General features: G+C 64.0%; 19 protein-coding genes and 2 pseudogenes. 8 read left to right on the top strand and 13 right to left on the bottom strand.

Translation table 11 applies throughout. The features are described 5' to 3' along the window. Positions 1-245 precede the first annotated feature (245 nt). Positions 246-1,469: a c-type cytochrome gene (locus XI08_RS21000; RefSeq protein ID WP_271575792.1), complete on the top strand. Its 1,224-nt coding sequence runs from the start codon at positions 246-248 to the stop codon at positions 1,467-1,469. A 106-nt stretch (positions 1,470-1,575) separates the two neighbouring features. Here the strand turns inward: XI08_RS21000 and XI08_RS20995 are convergent, their stop codons facing one another. Further along, positions 1,576-2,217 carry a trimeric intracellular cation channel family protein gene (locus XI08_RS20995; RefSeq protein WP_025576546.1) on the bottom strand — a complete coding sequence of 214 codons (642 nt, stop codon included), beginning with the start codon at positions 2,215-2,217 and terminating at the stop codon, positions 1,576-1,578. 209 nt (positions 2,218-2,426) lie between these two features. Between XI08_RS20995 and XI08_RS20990 the strand changes: the two genes are divergently transcribed. Then, the gene (locus tag XI08_RS20990) at positions 2,427-2,828 is read left to right on the top strand and encodes a hypothetical protein (RefSeq protein WP_271575791.1); all 402 of its coding nucleotides are present in this window, start codon (positions 2,427-2,429) and stop codon (positions 2,826-2,828) included. Positions 2,829-3,025: 197 nt separating this feature from the next. Here the strand turns inward: XI08_RS20990 and XI08_RS20985 are convergent, their stop codons facing one another. From XI08_RS20985 to XI08_RS20975, 3 genes are all read right to left on the bottom strand, one after another. Continuing rightward, positions 3,026-3,835 (bottom strand): isocitrate lyase/PEP mutase family protein, encoded by an 810-nt coding sequence (locus tag XI08_RS20985; protein ID WP_271575790.1) that lies wholly within the window; start codon positions 3,833-3,835, stop codon positions 3,026-3,028. Between the two features lie 72 nt (positions 3,836-3,907). Further along, positions 3,908-4,258: an antibiotic biosynthesis monooxygenase family protein gene (locus XI08_RS20980; protein ID WP_092192740.1), complete on the bottom strand. Its 351-nt coding sequence runs from the start codon at positions 4,256-4,258 to the stop codon at positions 3,908-3,910. Between the two features lie 28 nt (positions 4,259-4,286). Beyond that, complete coding sequence (locus XI08_RS20975; RefSeq protein ID WP_018647290.1) at positions 4,287-4,595, bottom strand: NIPSNAP family protein; 309 nt, start codon at positions 4,593-4,595, stop codon at positions 4,287-4,289. Positions 4,596-4,858: 263 nt separating this feature from the next. On the opposite strand from XI08_RS20975, the gene XI08_RS20970 reads away from it, so the two are divergent. The 3 genes from XI08_RS20970 to XI08_RS20960 all read left to right on the top strand — a co-directional run bounded on the left by XI08_RS20970 (position 4,859) and on the right by XI08_RS20960 (position 7,212). Then, complete coding sequence (locus XI08_RS20970; protein WP_271575789.1) at positions 4,859-5,557, top strand: ArsR family transcriptional regulator; 699 nt, start codon at positions 4,859-4,861, stop codon at positions 5,555-5,557. Positions 5,558-5,751: 194 nt separating this feature from the next. Further along, complete coding sequence (locus tag XI08_RS20965; RefSeq protein ID WP_271575788.1) at positions 5,752-6,759, top strand: alpha/beta fold hydrolase; 1,008 nt, start codon at positions 5,752-5,754, stop codon at positions 6,757-6,759. A gap of 210 nt (positions 6,760-6,969) precedes the next feature. Then, positions 6,970-7,212 carry a GCG_CRPN prefix-to-repeats domain-containing protein gene (locus XI08_RS20960; RefSeq protein WP_027549234.1) on the top strand — a complete coding sequence of 81 codons (243 nt, stop codon included), beginning with the start codon at positions 6,970-6,972 and terminating at the stop codon, positions 7,210-7,212. Between the two features lie 152 nt (positions 7,213-7,364). On the opposite strand, the gene XI08_RS20955 is transcribed toward XI08_RS20960, so the two are convergent. Together XI08_RS20955 and XI08_RS20950 are read right to left on the bottom strand one after the other, a co-directional pair. Beyond that, on the bottom strand, positions 7,365-7,658 hold the full coding sequence (locus tag XI08_RS20955; protein WP_027549233.1) for a twin-arginine translocation signal domain-containing protein: 294 nt from the start codon (positions 7,656-7,658) through the stop codon (positions 7,365-7,367). Between the two features lie 212 nt (positions 7,659-7,870). Next, entirely contained in the window at positions 7,871-8,185 is a 315-nt protein-coding gene (locus tag XI08_RS20950; RefSeq protein ID WP_271575787.1) for a hypothetical protein, read from the bottom strand. 129 nt (positions 8,186-8,314) lie between these two features. Between XI08_RS20950 and XI08_RS20945 the strand changes: the two are divergent. After that, a pseudogene (locus XI08_RS20945) lies at positions 8,315-8,952 on the top strand (glutathione S-transferase family protein). Positions 8,953-9,086: 134 nt separating this feature from the next. Here XI08_RS20945 and XI08_RS20940 read toward each other — a convergent pair. The 5 genes from XI08_RS20940 to XI08_RS20920 all read right to left on the bottom strand — a co-directional run bounded on the left by XI08_RS20940 (position 9,087) and on the right by XI08_RS20920 (position 11,441). Beyond that, positions 9,087-9,818 carry a protein-L-isoaspartate(D-aspartate) O-methyltransferase gene (locus XI08_RS20940; protein WP_271575786.1) on the bottom strand — a complete coding sequence of 244 codons (732 nt, stop codon included), beginning with the start codon at positions 9,816-9,818 and terminating at the stop codon, positions 9,087-9,089. A gap of 106 nt (positions 9,819-9,924) precedes the next feature. Beyond that, a complete protein-coding gene (locus XI08_RS20935) occupies positions 9,925-10,140 on the bottom strand; it encodes a dodecin family protein (protein WP_027549229.1) in 216 nt (71 codons plus the stop codon). A 153-nt stretch (positions 10,141-10,293) separates the two neighbouring features. After that, positions 10,294-10,620, bottom strand: coding sequence for a GcrA family cell cycle regulator (locus XI08_RS20930; RefSeq protein ID WP_271575785.1), 327 nt, complete (start codon positions 10,618-10,620; stop codon positions 10,294-10,296). A 34-nt stretch (positions 10,621-10,654) separates the two neighbouring features. Beyond that, positions 10,655-10,837 carry a hypothetical protein gene (locus tag XI08_RS20925; protein WP_028171408.1) on the bottom strand — a complete coding sequence of 61 codons (183 nt, stop codon included), beginning with the start codon at positions 10,835-10,837 and terminating at the stop codon, positions 10,655-10,657. Between the two features lie 118 nt (positions 10,838-10,955). Further along, entirely contained in the window at positions 10,956-11,441 is a 486-nt protein-coding gene (locus tag XI08_RS20920) for an adenosine-specific kinase (RefSeq protein ID WP_135178110.1), read from the bottom strand. A gap of 138 nt (positions 11,442-11,579) precedes the next feature. On the opposite strand from XI08_RS20920, the pseudogene XI08_RS20915 reads away from it, so the two are divergent. Then, positions 11,580-11,742 (top strand): annotated as a pseudogene (locus XI08_RS20915) (glutathione S-transferase family protein); the annotation flags it as partial. A gap of 93 nt (positions 11,743-11,835) precedes the next feature. After that, complete coding sequence (locus XI08_RS20910) at positions 11,836-11,988, top strand: hypothetical protein (protein ID WP_271575784.1); 153 nt, start codon at positions 11,836-11,838, stop codon at positions 11,986-11,988. A 28-nt stretch (positions 11,989-12,016) separates the two neighbouring features. Here the strand turns inward: XI08_RS20910 and XI08_RS20905 are convergent, their stop codons facing one another. After that, positions 12,017-12,361 (bottom strand): hypothetical protein, encoded by a 345-nt coding sequence (locus XI08_RS20905; protein WP_271575783.1) that lies wholly within the window; start codon positions 12,359-12,361, stop codon positions 12,017-12,019. A 121-nt stretch (positions 12,362-12,482) separates the two neighbouring features. After that, the gene (locus tag XI08_RS20900; RefSeq protein ID WP_027549225.1) at positions 12,483-14,015 is read right to left on the bottom strand and encodes an acyl-CoA carboxylase subunit beta; all 1,533 of its coding nucleotides are present in this window, start codon (positions 14,013-14,015) and stop codon (positions 12,483-12,485) included. Positions 14,016-14,148: the final 133 nt, after the last annotated feature.

Genomic DNA, 14,148 nt, shown 5'->3' with positions numbered 1-14,148 from the left:
TTAAGCCGTTGCCTGCCCGTTGTTTTTAGCTAGGGCGCGCCGACCGTCTCCGACACTCTATGTCGGATATTTAACGCTCCGCACCACAAATCTGGACCAAAGGGAGCGCCGGGTAAAAATCGCAATTTCGTGGCTGCAAAGGCGTCCGGCATTTTCAATTTGTGTCACGATACCCCCGCCGTCGCGAAATGAATTGACGCCCCGTTCACGCAGGCGACGTCGAATGGTCGCAGGAGAGGCTTTCGATGCGGACGATTCTGGCTGGCCTGGCTGTTGTGGGTTTGGCGTTGTGCAGTGCGGTTGCGAGCACGGTCCGTGCCGCCGAGCCGTCGCCGGAGCTGGTCGCCTACGGCAAGACGCTGGTCGAGGCTGGTGACTGCGCGGGCTGCCACACCGCCGATCCGGCAAAGCCGTTCGCAGGCGGAAAGCGCATCGATACGCCCTTCGGCGCGATCTATGCGCCGAACCTGACGCCCGACCGGGACACCGGGATCGGCGGCTGGGCGGATGCCGATTTCACCCGCGCCCTCCGCTATGGCGTCGCGCCTGACGGCTCGAACTACTATCCGGCCTTCCCCTATCCCTATTTCACGAAGATGACGAAGGACGACACGCTGGCGATCCGCGCCTATCTCGGCACGCTGGCGCCCGTCGTAAGCCGCAACAAGTCGCCGGAGCTGCGCTGGCCGTTCGGTCATCGCGGCCTGATGCGGATCTGGAACACCATGTTTTTCAAGCCCGGCCTGTTCGAGCCGGACCAGAGCCAGAGCGCGGCCTGGAATCGCGGCGGCTATCTGGTCACCGGGCTCAGCCATTGCGGCGCCTGCCATACGCCGAAGAACTATTTTGGCGCGGACAAGCAGGCGCAGGCATTGTCCGGCAACGAGGTCGGCGGCTGGTACGCCCCAAGGCTCGATGGCGCGCCCCGCACCGGGCTGAAGTCGTGGAGCGTCGAGGACATCGCCGAATATCTGCAGAGCGGCCGCAATGCCAAAAGCCATGCCGACGGGTTGATGGCGGAGGTGGTCGTCAGCTCGACCTCGAAGATGAGCGACGCCGATGTGCGCGCGATCGCGGTCTACCTCAAGAGCCTGCCGCCGGCGCGGCGTGAGACGATCGTGACGCCGCCCGATGAGGCCACGATGAAGGCCGGCCAGGCGGTCTACGCAAAATTCTGCATCGCCTGCCACGAAGCCGACGGCACAGGTAGCCCGCGCATCTACCCGCCGCTGCCCGCCAACGCGCTGCTGCAATCGGTCAATCCGTCCTCGACCTTGCGCATCACCCTCGACGGCGCCCACACCGTGACGACGCCGCGCGCGCCCAACACCGGCGAGATGCCGGCCTATGCCAAGCAATTGTCCGACGAGGAGATCGCGGCGGTGGCCAACTACATCCGCAACTCCTGGGGCAATTCGGGCCCGCTGGTGACGCCGGCGCAGGTGGCGAAGGCGCGGAAGCAGCCGTAGCCAGTTCTCTCCCCGTCATTGCGAGCGCAGCGAAGCAATCCAGAGTCCCTCCGCGGAAAGATTTCTGGATTGCTTCGCTGCGCTCGCAATGACGAGGTGGATGGCGCTACCGCTCATCCCCCGTGAACACGAATTTCGGCATCTCCCATTTGTAGCGCACCGCGAGCAGGCGGAAGCTGATGCCGAGGATGAAGGTCAAGATCGTCCAGAGTTCGGCGTTGATGCTGAGGCCGAAGGCGGTCGCATAGAACAGGCCGGTCACGACCGAGACGCTGGCGTAGAGCTCGGAGCGGAACAGCAGCGGTACGTCGTTGCAGAGCACGTCGCGCAACACGCCGCCGGCGCAGCCCGTCACCATGCCCGAGACGATGACGATCGGCAGCGAGACATCCATCTGCCAGGCGATGTCGCAACCGGTCATGGTGAAGACGACGAGGCCGATGGCATCGAGCACGATGAAGGCGAACTGAAGCCGGTGCACGAGGCGCGCGACCAGGATGGTCAGCAGCGCTGCAGCGCCGGGAAGCACGAGATAGATCGGGTTCGCGACCCAGGCCAGCGGATAGTGACCGAGGAACAGGTCGCGCAGCGTGCCACCGCCGAGCGCGGTGATGCTGCCGAGCATGCAGACACCGACATAGTCCATGCTGCGCCGCCCCGCAGCTAGCGCCGCGGTCATGCCCTGCGCCGTCAAGGCAACAAACGCCAGAAGATGCAGCACGCTATCGCTTGGCGGCAGGCTCCACATCGCTCTGTTCCCTTATTCCCGCCGTGGAACTTACGTCCGCGGTTCCAGGATGAACAAGAGGTTCATCCGGGATGAACAAGGGTTCATCCGGAATTAACAGGTTCCCGATTCCCGACGCGGGGGCAACATGCGACGAAAGCATCAGAGGGGCGGAACAGAATCTCGCATCTATGGGTTGTCCAGCCGCCATAATCGAGGAGACCCAATCGATGGCTGACGAGCGTTTTCCCAACGATCCGTATCGCCCGAATCTCGCCGATGATGAGTATCTCCGTGCGGCGCGACGGGATGCCGACCTTCAGGCCGACCCCGAGCTGGGCGAAGGCCCCGCCTCCAGCGGCAAGGTCGCACTGTTTGCCGTGGCTGTCGCCCTGGTGCTGGGCGCCGTGTTCTACGGCCTGAACAACACGACCACGGGCAACCAGGCGAGCAATGAGCCGGCGACGAAGACCGCCCAGCAGGCTCCGCCGACCAATCCAACGGCGCCTCCCGGCATGCGCGACGTGACGCCGCGCAACAATGCCGCGCCGGGCGTGACCACGGGTGCTGCGCCGAGCAAGCCGGCCGCGCCGGATCCGGCCGCTCCGTCTGACGGCGGCAAGTCGCAGTAACTTCGCGAATGTCGTCGCGTAACACACAACTGTCATCGCCCGCGAAGGCGGGCGATCCAGTACTCCGAGACGGTCGTGGTTGAGTAGATAAGCCGCGGCGTACTGGATGCCCCGCTTTCGCGGGGCGTGACACCGAGAGGATGAGAAAGCGGCGGGACCTAACATCCCGCCGCTCTTTCATCTGTATAGTTATGCTTCTAGCCGAACATCTTGTTGAGCTCGCCGCCGGGATAGCCGCTGCCGAGCTCGGTGAACGTCCCCTTCTCCGCCATCTCCTTTGCCGCGCGCATGAAGCCGCCCCAGGCGGCGCGGGCGAGCGAGCCGCCGACGCTGATCCGGCGCACGCCGAGATCTTCGGCCTCCTGCAACGATAGGCCGGAGCCGCCGATCAAGAGGTTGAACGGCTTTGGTGCGACAGCCTTCACCACCGCGGCGATGTCCTCGCGGCTCTTCAGGCCCGGCGCGTAGAGGCAGTCGGCACCGGCATCCGCGTAGGCGGTGAGCCGGTCGATGACGAGCTTGAGATCGGTCACGCCCCACAGATATGCCTCGCAGCGGCCGACCAGCAGCGTGCCGCTGTCGCCGATCGCCTTGCGCGAGGCCCTGATGCGCTCGACCGCGAGCGCGCGATCGTAGAGCGGCTTGTCCTTGTCACCGGTGGAATCCTCGATCGACAGCCCGGCGACGCCGGTGCGCACACCGCGCTCGACATTGTCGGCGACCTTGTCGGGCTCGACCGCAAAGCCGCCCTCGAAATCCGCATTCACGGGAATGTCGACCGCCGAGCTCAATGCTGCCAGATGCTGACAGACGTCCTCGACGGTGACGTGATTGTCGGCCTTGCCGATGGTCCATGCAAAGCCCGCGCTCGATGACGCTATCGCCTTGAAACCGAGATGCTGCAACGCCTTGGCGCTGCCGACATCGACCGGATTGGGCAGAATGAAGCAGCCGCTCTCGTGCATCTTCCTGAAGGTTGCGCGCTTGTCCGCGGTCGTCACGTGCATGTTTCTCTCCCTTGTTGGCCGCGCAGACATAGGCACGCATTCGGGGCAGCGCCAGTGCGCGCCCCGAGCGCGCTAGTGCGCGTCGTGCACTGCGCGGCTGTCTTTCGGCGCCTCGTCGCGATCATTCATGCCGTAGTCCCTGACGACGCTGGCGATGCGCAGGCGATAGTCGGCAAAGATCTGTGCCCTGCCCCTGGCCTGGGTGCGGCGATGCTCCATCGTGTTGCGCCAGGCCTGCACGGCCGCCTCATCCCGCCAGAACGACACCGACAGGATCTTGCCCTTCTCGGTCAGGCTCTCGAAGCGCTCGACCGAGATGAAGCCGTCGATGGTTTGCAGGATCGGCTTCAGATCGGCTGCAAGGTCGAAATATGTCTGGCGATGCTCGGGCTTGGGCCAGACCTCGAAGATCACGGCGATCATGGGCGTCTCCTGCTGACAGTGTCGTGGCCTACAATACCACCTTGCGCAGGAAGGTGCGCTCTTCCGCGAGGATGAACTTGTGTTCCTCGGCGAAATGGAAATTCGCCATGCCTTCCGCATCCTGGCGCAGCCGGGCGCGATAGGCCTCATAGGCGGCCAGGCTCTCGAAGGTGATCAGCGCGAAGGCGATGTTGTTGGTGCCCTCGTGCGGCATGAAATAGCCGATCAGATCGCCGCCGCATTTCGGGATGATGGTGAGCCAGCGCTTTGAATATTCCTCGAACTGCGCGCGCTTGAAGGGATCGAGCTGGTAGCGGATGAAGACGGTGACGGACATGTGAGGCTCCTGTGTTTCCACATCGTCATTGCGAGCGCAGCGAAGCAATCCAGGTTGTCGGCTCCTCATCCTGAGGAGCGCGGAACGCGCGTCTCGAAGGATGAAGGCCCCGCCGGTGGCCTCGCCCTTCGAGACGCGCGCAAGGGCGCGCTCCTCAGGGTGAGGATCGGGCTTCCGATTTTGCTTCGTCATTCGTTCGCAACGACGATGTGGCAACACGCTACGCGCTTGCCCGACTGCAATGCTTCGGCTACCATCGAAGCATGAAATCAGGACCCGACATCGCCATGGTTGCCGCGCTGGTTGGCGACCCCGCCCGCGCCAACATGCTCACGGCGCTGATGAACGGACGCGCGCTGACCGCGAGCGAGCTGGCGCAGGAGGCCGGCATCACGCCGCAGACCGCAAGCTCGCATCTGGCCAAGCTCGAGGCCGGCGGGCTGGTCGAGCCGGAGAAGCAGGGCCGCCACCGCTACTATCGCCTCACCGACGACGACGTAGCCGGCGTGCTCGAAGGCCTTGCGGGGCTCGCCGCGCGCACCGGCCACATGCGCGTGCGCACCGGGCCGAAGGATCCGGCGCTGCGGCGCGCGCGCATCTGCTACGATCATCTCGCCGGCGATCTCGGCGTGCAGATGCTCGACACCATGCGCGAGAGAAACCTGGTCAAGCAGAAGAAGCAGGACATCGAGCTGACCGCCGAGGGTGAGCGCTTCCTCGCCAAACATTTGCAGATCTCGCCGGACATGCTCGCCCATCCGCGGCGGCCGGTGTGCAAGGCCTGCCTCGACTGGAGCGAGCGGCGCCACCATCTCGCCGGCACGCTGGGCGCCACCATGATGCAGCGCTTCACCGAACTGAAATGGGCCGCGCGCGACGCCACGCCCGGCAGCCGCGTGGTGAATTTCACCCGCACCGGCGAGAAGCAGTTTGCGGCGCTGTTCGGAAATGGGAAGGACTGATCACGCCAAGTGCGTGAGATCGCACGTTTGCGTGTGAACCACGGCTTCCGTCATGGCCGGGCTTGACCCGGCCATCCATCGCTTTAAGCGCAGTGTCGTTCCGGGCGATGCGAAGCATCGAACCTGGAACCTCGAGATTCCGGGTTCGCGTCTTCGACGCGCCCCGAAATGACGGCTCCAATTACGAGATCTTCATGAACCGCTTCCTCCCGGCCGCGCTTGCCGCCGCCCTTCTCGCCGCTCCTCTCGCCTCTCACGCCGCCAACACCACTCCGCGCGAGCCCTATGGGATCGCGCTCGAGGGCTTTGCCTATCCCTATCCCGTGCACCTGCTGCCTGTTGTCAACGACGGCGAGCAGCTCGCCATGGCCTATATGGACGTCGCGCCTCAGCAGCCGAACGGCCGCACCGTGGTGCTGCTGCACGGGCGCAATTTCCCGTCGAGCTACTGGGCGCCCGTCATCAGGATGCTGAGCGAAGCCGGTTTCCGCGTCGTGGTGCCCGACCAGATCGGCTTCGGCAAATCCTCCAAGCCGGCGGGCGAACTGCATTTCGACACGCTGGCGCGCAACACCATCGCGCTGCTCGACCATCTCAAGATCGACAAGGCCGAGATCGTCGCCCATTCGCTCGGCGGCATGCTGGGCGTGCGCATCGCCCGCGCCTATCCCGACAGAATAGCCCATCTCGTGCTGACCGCGCCGATCGGGCTGGAAGACTATCGCCTCTACGTGCCGCCGACGCCGACCGAGAAGATCATCGAGAGCGAAGACAAGCTCACGGCCGAGGGCTATCGCAAGCAGCTCCAGACCAACTACGCGATCAAGCTGCCGCCGGATCAGATCACGCCCTTCATCGACGCCCGCTTCAACATCAAGGGTAGCCCCGACTATCCGCGCTGGCTGCGCGCCTTCGTCAGCTCCGGCCAGATGATCTATCGCGAGCCGGTCGCGCACGAGGTCGCGCTCGTTTCCGAGCCGACGCTGTTCATCATGGGCGCCGACGACCACAACGCACCGGGCCGGCCGAACGCACCGGAGGCGCTGCGCGCGAAGATGGGACAGAACGCCGAGCTCGCGAAGGCGCTCGCCGCGAAGATGCCGAATGCGCGGGCCGAGGTGATCCCCGACACCGGCCATCTCGTCTTCCTGGAAGCGCCGGAGAAGTACCGGGAGCTGGTGCTCGGCTTTCTCGGCCGCTAGCGACGCCGGCGTGTCGCCTGGAGCAGGATGCGGGCAGTGTTCATGCCGCATTCAGGTCATGACTGACAGATTTGGATCGCGACGTGTCGGCACGTGTCTCCCAAATTTAACGTGTCGAATCGTGTCTTTTGATTCATTGTGCGCCGCGAGCGCCAGCCCCTTAAGACCTGCCCCCAAGAATCTCCCCCCAAGGACGAGAAGGAAGATCAGATGAAATATCTCTTCGCCGCCGTGATGCTCGCCAGCGCGGTCGTTGGTTTCAGCGAGGCGGCCAGCGCCGCGGAGGGCTGTGGTCCCGGCTGGTATCGTGGCCGCTATGGCAACTGCCGTCCGATGGGCGGGCGTCCGCCGGTCGTGGTCGTGGCGCCCCGCCCCGCGCCGGTCGTCGTCGTGCGTCCGCGCGGGTGCCCCTATGGCCTGCGCTGGTACGCCGGCCGCTGCCGTCCGTTCTGATCCCGCATTTTCGCATTGCGAAATGGCCGCGCGGCGAAAGCCTGCGCGGCCTTTTTCCGTTGAGCGACCTCCAGCACATTGACTTGCAGGAGCCAGAATCAAAACGGGGACCGCGAACCGCGATCCCCGTCCGGATTTCGATTGCCGAGCGCTTACCAGTAGCGGCGATGCCAGCGCCGGCGGCGCCAGCCCCAGTGCCTGTGACGCCAGCCCCAGTGTCTGTGGCCCCAGCCCCGGTGGCGACCGTGCCAGTGCACCTGCTCGGGCTTGAGCCGTGCGGCTTCATCGCTGGTGGTGACGGCGGGATGAGCGTCCGGGTTGCCCTGCGGCAGGCGGGAATCACCGAGCGGCTGCGGCGCCAGTGGCGCGGCCTGTGCGGCGGCGGTGAACGCAGCGGCACCCGCTGCGGCACCGAATGCGAGTTTCAGAAAATTGCGGCGTTCCATGTCATCTTCCTCTCGGGCAAGCGTTGATGATGCCGAGCAAGTGTCGGGCCCGCGATATGAACTGTGGCTGAATCGAGCGTTCAGATTCGTTGCATAGGTGACAGGAGAGCCTGTGACCGTAGCCTGGATGGAGCGCAGCGCAATCCGGGATTCCTGCCTCGGGCGAAGACCCCGGATTACGCTGACGCTCCATCCGGGCTACGCGCCGGCGCCTACTTCGCAAACTCCTGCGCCAGCACCAGCGTCTCGCGCGTGCGCGTCACCTCGGGCCAGTCGCGGTTGAAATCGGCGACGAGCTTTTTCAGCGCGTCACCTTTCAGCATCGCCGCGAGCTTGGCCTCGTCGTCAAACTGATACATCGCCTGGTGCAGCGAGGGATCGTCGGGGCTCCAGAAGCGCCAGGCTTTGCTCACGCCGAACGCCTTGACCGCATCGGGCACATGCTCGGTCTCATACCATTTGTCGAAGGCGGCACGCTTGCTCGCGTCGGTGACGGTGGCACGGACAAGGAAGAAGGCTGACGGCATCGGGTTTCCTCCCTGTTATTTGGCATGAGACTAGCCATTCATGTCGCCGGCGACAAAAAGAGTTGGCACCGGTGTCGGAACGCACACCCCTCGCCCGTCCTATGCCTGGACAGCACACGGAGACACTGCATGGCCGCCCTCACCCTCACCACCTTCGACTGGGTTCCCGAGATGCCCAGGGGTTTCGTCCGCGACCTTCGCGTGCGCTGGGCGCTCGAAGAGGCCGCGTTGCCCTATCGTGTCGCGAGCGTGCCGTTCGGCCCGCGGGACGCCGCGCATTTCGCGCACCAGCCCTTCGGCCAGGTGCCGTGGCTGACCGACGGCGACCTCTCGATCTTCGAGAGCGGCTGCATCTGGGTGAGCGCAGCGCGAAGCTGATGCCGACCGACCCGCACGGCCGCACCAGGGCGATGGAGTGGGTGCTCGCTGCGCTCAATTCGGTGGAGATGCCGGCCCTGCCCTGGACGATGTTCAAGTTCACCGGCAGTGACGATGGCTCACCTGCCGTGAAGTTCGTCGACGACTTCCTCAAGCTCCGCCTCAAGCACATGGAGACGGTGCTGGCCGGCCGCGAATGGTTGGCGGGGCCCTTTTCCGTCGCCGACATCCTGATGTCGGACGTGCTGCGCGTCGTCGATCGCTTCGATGGGTTGGCGGCACATCCGGCCTGCCGCGCCTACGTCGCGCGCGCCACGGCCCGCCCGGCCTTCGCCAAGGCGCACGCCGACCAGATGGCGCATTTCGCTGCGGCGGATAAGGCGCGCTAACGCAGACGGATTAGCGAAGCGCAATCCGCCAATGTCCGCCTCAACAAAATTGGTGGGTTGCGCCCGGCGAACTGCACTTCGCGCAGTCGCAAGGCTCACCCACCCTACGCGCTCAACCTGTTCCACCCTGGCTTCTAGTTTTGCGAACGCGTAAAGGGGACAAAACGCACGAGAGCGACGCCGCGCGTCGTCGTCTTGCCGGGGGCGATTTTTTCGACGACTGTGAGCTGCTGAGTGGTGTAACCGGGTCCCAACGGCATGACGAGACGGCCACCCACTTTGAGCTGCTCAATCAGCGGCGACGGTGGCTGCCCGAGCGCGGCAGTCACGACGATGGCGTCAAAAGGACCGCATTCGGGCCAGCCGTCGTAGCCGTCGCCAAGCCTGACGCTCACGTTGTCATACGCGAGGTCTCTTAGTCTTTTCGCGGCGGTCTCGGCCAATTGCGGGATGATCTCGATGCTGCAGACCTTTCGTGCGAGCTGCGCAAGGATGGCGGCCTGGTAGCCCGAACCGGTACCGACTTCGAGCACAACGTGATCGGGCGCGACCTCGGCCAACTGGGTCATCAAGGCCACAATGTACGGCTGCGATATGGTCTGGCCGAGGCCGATTGGTATCGGTCTATCGGCGTATGCGATAGAGCAAGATTGCTCAGGGATGAACAGGTGGCGTTTCGTTTGCGCCATGGCCTCAAGGACCTTCTCCGACAGGCCTTGCTGTCCCAAAACACCGGCAGCGGACCGGGCGTAGGCCCGGATGGTCTCGACCATGGCGGCGCGTTCGCGGTCGCATTGTGCGTCCTGTGCGGTCGCTTCCCACGCGACGACACCCATGGCGAACACGAGCAGTGGCAAGACCTTCATGATCGTGCGCCTCCAAGAGGGACACAATTCACGTCGACCGTTTGAGCGCTAACCCTGCGCGTAAGATCCGACCTCGCCCCGCAAGCGAGGCGAGGTTTGCTTAAGCTCAGGTGCCCTCGAACTTGAACGACACGTTGAGTTTAGCGCGATAGGCCTCTACTTTTCCTTTGGCGTCCAGCTGAATATCGAGCTTGACGACCTCTGCGACACGAAGGTCACGAAGAGATTTTGCAGCCTGCTCGACCGCGTTGGCGGCGGCCTTTTCCCAGGAATCGCTGCTGGTGCCGATCAGCTCTATGACCTTGTAGACGCTCTCAGGCATGTCGTCCTCCCGTTCGGTATGAAGCAGGAAGCAGGTGCTCCCTGCCACAGTCGAGCCTAGCACGATATCGGCGCTGAAAGGACGCCACGATCGCAGAGCGCACCAAGGTCCATCGAGACTAAGCCCGCGTCGCAACAACGTCGCGGTAGCCCGTTAGCCCGTATTCCTGACCGCTTCAGCTAGCATGGCGTAAAGCTGGTGCTTGCTGAATTCCTTGGGCTGCTTGTTTGGCGTCTTCCGCGACACCTTCTTGGCTGCCGGTTGGGCACAGGCAACCAACAACGCCGGCTCTCGCTTCCGGACCGACCTTATCTTGGGTTTTGCTGTTGGCGGCTTGTGGCCACGCGTCAGGCCCAAGCGAGTTAGCCTGCCGCAGACAGCGTTACGGCTGCACCCGAGACGGCGCGCGATCTGCGCGGCACTCTGTCCTTGGATCCAGAGTTTTTTGAGCAGCGCTACGTCTTTCGCATCCCAACTCATGGGAGATATTGTACGCCAACTGCCATCCACTTTTCTAGTCTTCGTCCGGCTCGCGTACGACCGCCGGTTCGTCGTCGTCCCCCTCCTCTTCTCCCTCCTCGTCCTCGTCCTCTTCATCGTCATCTGGATCCCGGGGCGGCATCTTGCTGCCCTTGATCACAAAGCGACTCCAATCCATCAAGCCGGTGGGAAATTCTTCGGGGATGTTTTGCTTCATGGTGTTGCTCCTCGGGTCTGGAGCTTGAGGGCGCCGGTGATTAATGTGCCGGGCATCTTGCGGTTTGGGTTCGACGGTCTTGTCGATGCAGGCCCGTCGCTTCGGCTGCATCCAGCCACTACAGCTTGTAGCCGATCTTTCGCAGCAGGTCTTTCCGCCACGCAATGTCCTCGTCGGTTTCGACACCCAGCGGTGAGGCGCCATCCACCACCCCGAGCACGCCGCAGCCCTGCTCCGTTTGCGCGACGATCACTTGTGTGGGGTTGGCCGTCGCGCAGTAGATGCGGCAGACCTCCGGCACCGCGCGCACCGCAGCCAGCACGTTGACTGGAAAGAATCCGTCGCCCAGGAAGATCAGGAATGTATGGCCGGCGCCGATGGCCATTGCGTTGTCGCGTGCAAGCGCGATCGCGGCTTCGTCGTTCCCCGACCAGCGCACCAGCCGCTTGCCGGAGGCCTCGCAGAAGGCCAGCCCGAAGCGGATGCCCGGAACTGCGCCCACCAGCGCCTCATGGAGGTCTTCCACAGTCTTGATGAAATGCGACTGGCCGAAGATGAAGTTGGTTGCGTCCGGCTTGACGATCGGCACCACGGTGAGTTCCATGGCTGCGCTCCTTCAAGGTCCCAACGCCGTTCATGGTAGGCCACCAGAAGGCAATTGCAAGCGGCCAGAGACGGCCGATTTCGCGCCGGAAGCCGCTGGCAGCGAAGCAAGGGACGGGCGAAGCTGGGGCAGTGAACGATGTCGGACGTGCTGCGCCTCGTCGATCACTTCGACGGGTTGACGGAGCACCCGGCCTGCCGCGCCTATGTCGCGCGCGACGGCCCGCCCGGCCTTTGCGAAGGCGCACGTCGACCAGATGGCGCATTTCGCTGCGGCGGATAAGGCGCGCGCCGGAGCGTGACGAGCCTCACATAATTAATCCGGTGCTCGCCATAGGCTCACCTCCATCGGAACGAAGCAATTTGGGACAAACTATTCCGGCGGAAGGTGACACATGGCCCGCATCGAATTTCTGAAAGAGCAGCTTGCCCGCGCAGAGAGGCTGGCAAAGGCCGTCCTCGACCAGCACACCGTGGAGCGGCTTCAGGCGTTCGCAGCCGAATGCCGCGAGGAGTTGCAGATCCTGACGCGCAAGGCTGCGGCGTGATGCGAGTGAGCGCCCACCAAGGGGCGCATCACACCAGCTTCATCGGCGCATCGGCAACCACGCGCAAGTCGATCCGGCCGATCAGCTGAGATCGAAGCGCCTCCGCATCACCGATTGCGCTCTCCGTCTGCCGCAACGTGCTGACATTCGAGCCGAGCGACACGATCCCGCCAAGCACCAGAGCGATCGATCCGAGCGCCGCGGTCTGCCCCGCACCCCACAAGCCGAGGATCGCGAACAGCAGCGCGCCCCCACCGCCGATGGCGATCTTGGACGCCAGAATGTACTTCCGGCACCGCTCGGCGATCTCGGCGAGCCGCTCGATCCGATCTTCGATCTGTGAAATCTCGTCGGTCTGATCGTCTTCGGTCATCGGATTTTGATCGAGGATGCCAAATCAGAAGCGTAGCCAGTAGCCCGCATGAGCGAAGCGACATGCGGAGCTCTTGCGTGGAAACCCGGATGTCGCTTCGCTCATCCGGGCTACTCATCCCTCACAACGGCAAATTGTCGTGCTTCTTCGCCGGCGCCTCGACCTTCTTGTCCTTGAGCATCGCCAGCGCCCTTGCGATGCGCTTGCGGGTCGAGTGCGGCATGATCACGTCGTCGATGTAGCCGCGCTCGGCGGCGATGAAGGGCGACAGGAAGCGGTCTTCGTATTCCTTCGTTCGCGCGGCGATCTTGTCGGGGTCGCCGATGTCACTGCGGAAGATGATCTCGACCGCGCCCTTGGCGCCCATCACCGCGATCTGGGCAGTCGGCCAGGCGTAGTTCATGTCGGCGCCGATCTCCTTGGAGGCCATGACGTCGAAGGCGCCGCCATAGGCCTTGCGGGTGATGATGGTGACCAGCGGCACGGTGCACTGCGAATAGGCGAACAGCAGCTTGGCGCCGTGCTTGATCAGGCCGCCATATTCCTGCGCGGTGCCCGGCAGGAAGCCCGGCACGTCCACGAAGGTGACGATCGGGATGTTGAAGGCATCGCAGAAGCGGACAAAGCGCGCCGCTTTCCGCGAGGCGTCGCTGTCGAGCACGCCCGCCAGGACCATCGGCTGGTTGGCGACGAAGCCGACGGTACGGCCGGCGATGCGGCCGAAGCCGGTGACGATGTTCTTCGCAAAGGACTCCGCGATCTCGAAGAAGTCGCCCTCGTCCACGACCTTCAGGATCAACTCCTTCATGTCGTAGGGCTTGTTCGGATTGTCGGGGATCAGCGTGTCCAGGGACATGTCGACGCGGCCGATGTCGTCGAAGCTCGGCCACTCCGGCACGCCGTCGGTGTTGTTGGACGGCAGGAAGTCGATCAGGCGCCGCATCTGGAGCAGCGTCTCGACGTCGTTCTCGAAGGCGCCATCGGCGATCGAGGAGCGCGTCGCGTGCACTGAAGCGCCGCCGAGCTCTTCGGCGGTGACGACCTCGTTGGTGACGGTCTTCACGACGTCGGGGCCGGTGACGAACATGTAGCTGGTGTTCTTCACCATGAAGATGAAGTCGGTCATCGCGGGCGAATAGACGTCACCACCGGCGCAGGGGCCCATAATGACGGAGATCTGCGGGATCACGCCGGAGGCGAGCACGTTGCGGCGGAACACATAGGAATAGCCGGCGAGCGCGGCGACGCCCTCCTGGATGCGGGCGCCGCCCGCGTCATAAAGGCCGATGATGGGCGCCCGCGCCTTCATCGCCATGTCCTGGAGTTTGGTAATTTTCAGCGCGTGCGTTTCCGAGAGCGAACCGCCGAACACCGTGAAATCCTTGGCAAAGACAAAAGTCTTGCGGCCGTTGACGGTGCCCCAGCCGGTGACGACGCCGTCGCCCGGGATCTTGTTCTTCTCCATGCCAAATTCGGTGGAGCGGTGCTCGACGAACATGTCGAACTCCTCGAACGATCCCTTGTCGAGCAGGAGCTCGATGCGCTCGCGCGCGGTCAGCTTGCCGCGGGCGTGCTGCGCCTCGATGCGCTTCTCCCCGCCGCCGAGCTTTGCGCCGGCACGACGATCTTCAAGGGCGTCCAGGATATGTTTCATTTGCTCCCGCCAGTTCTTAGCCTAAATGCGATTGCCGGGGGTTCTAACACGGCATTTTGCGGGCCGGGAAGCCGCTTTCGGGCTCGCAGGGCTGCCTTGCCGCAGCGGGAAAGCGCAAGGAATTACAGAGTTT

Origin of the sequence: Bradyrhizobium sp. CCBAU 11361 (assembly GCF_028128935.1) — a bacterium.
GTDB lineage: Bacteria > Pseudomonadota > Alphaproteobacteria > Rhizobiales > Xanthobacteraceae > Bradyrhizobium > Bradyrhizobium niftali.
This window is presented reverse-complemented; position numbering and strand designations above follow the sequence as displayed.

Bases quoted from the DNA above. Each gene is read 5' to 3' on its own strand.
- XI08_RS20985 (WP_271575790.1), bottom strand. From the start codon at position 3,835: ATGCACGTGACGACCGCGGACAAGCGCGCAACCTTCAGGAAGATGCAC.
- XI08_RS20900 (WP_027549225.1), bottom strand. From the start codon at position 14,015: ATGAAACATATCCTGGACGCCCTTGAAGATCGTCGTGCCGGCGCAAAG.
- XI08_RS20910 (WP_271575784.1), top strand. From the start codon at position 11,836: ATGGCCCGCATCGAATTTCTGAAAGAGCAGCTTGCCCGCGCAGAGAGG.
- XI08_RS20940 (WP_271575786.1), bottom strand. From the start codon at position 9,818: ATGAAGGTCTTGCCACTGCTCGTGTTCGCCATGGGTGTCGTCGCGTGG.
- XI08_RS20975 (WP_018647290.1), bottom strand. From the start codon at position 4,595: ATGTCCGTCACCGTCTTCATCCGCTACCAGCTCGATCCCTTCAAGCGC.
- XI08_RS20995 (WP_025576546.1), bottom strand. From the start codon at position 2,217: ATGTGGAGCCTGCCGCCAAGCGATAGCGTGCTGCATCTTCTGGCGTTT.
- XI08_RS20950 (WP_271575787.1), bottom strand. From the start codon at position 8,185: ATGCCGTCAGCCTTCTTCCTTGTCCGTGCCACCGTCACCGACGCGAGC.
- XI08_RS20960 (WP_027549234.1), top strand. From the start codon at position 6,970: ATGAAATATCTCTTCGCCGCCGTGATGCTCGCCAGCGCGGTCGTTGGT.
- XI08_RS20930 (WP_271575785.1), bottom strand. From the start codon at position 10,620: ATGAGTTGGGATGCGAAAGACGTAGCGCTGCTCAAAAAACTCTGGATC.
- XI08_RS20965 (WP_271575788.1), top strand. From the start codon at position 5,752: ATGAACCGCTTCCTCCCGGCCGCGCTTGCCGCCGCCCTTCTCGCCGCT.
- XI08_RS20905 (WP_271575783.1), bottom strand. From the start codon at position 12,361: ATGACCGAAGACGATCAGACCGACGAGATTTCACAGATCGAAGATCGG.
- XI08_RS20935 (WP_027549229.1), bottom strand. From the start codon at position 10,140: ATGCCTGAGAGCGTCTACAAGGTCATAGAGCTGATCGGCACCAGCAGC.
- XI08_RS20980 (WP_092192740.1), bottom strand. From the start codon at position 4,258: ATGATCGCCGTGATCTTCGAGGTCTGGCCCAAGCCCGAGCATCGCCAG.
- XI08_RS20920 (WP_135178110.1), bottom strand. From the start codon at position 11,441: ATGGAACTCACCGTGGTGCCGATCGTCAAGCCGGACGCAACCAACTTC.
- XI08_RS21000 (WP_271575792.1), top strand. From the start codon at position 246: ATGCGGACGATTCTGGCTGGCCTGGCTGTTGTGGGTTTGGCGTTGTGC.
- XI08_RS20925 (WP_028171408.1), bottom strand. From the start codon at position 10,837: ATGAAGCAAAACATCCCCGAAGAATTTCCCACCGGCTTGATGGATTGG.
- XI08_RS20970 (WP_271575789.1), top strand. From the start codon at position 4,859: ATGAAATCAGGACCCGACATCGCCATGGTTGCCGCGCTGGTTGGCGAC.
- XI08_RS20955 (WP_027549233.1), bottom strand. From the start codon at position 7,658: ATGGAACGCCGCAATTTTCTGAAACTCGCATTCGGTGCCGCAGCGGGT.
- XI08_RS20990 (WP_271575791.1), top strand. From the start codon at position 2,427: ATGGCTGACGAGCGTTTTCCCAACGATCCGTATCGCCCGAATCTCGCC.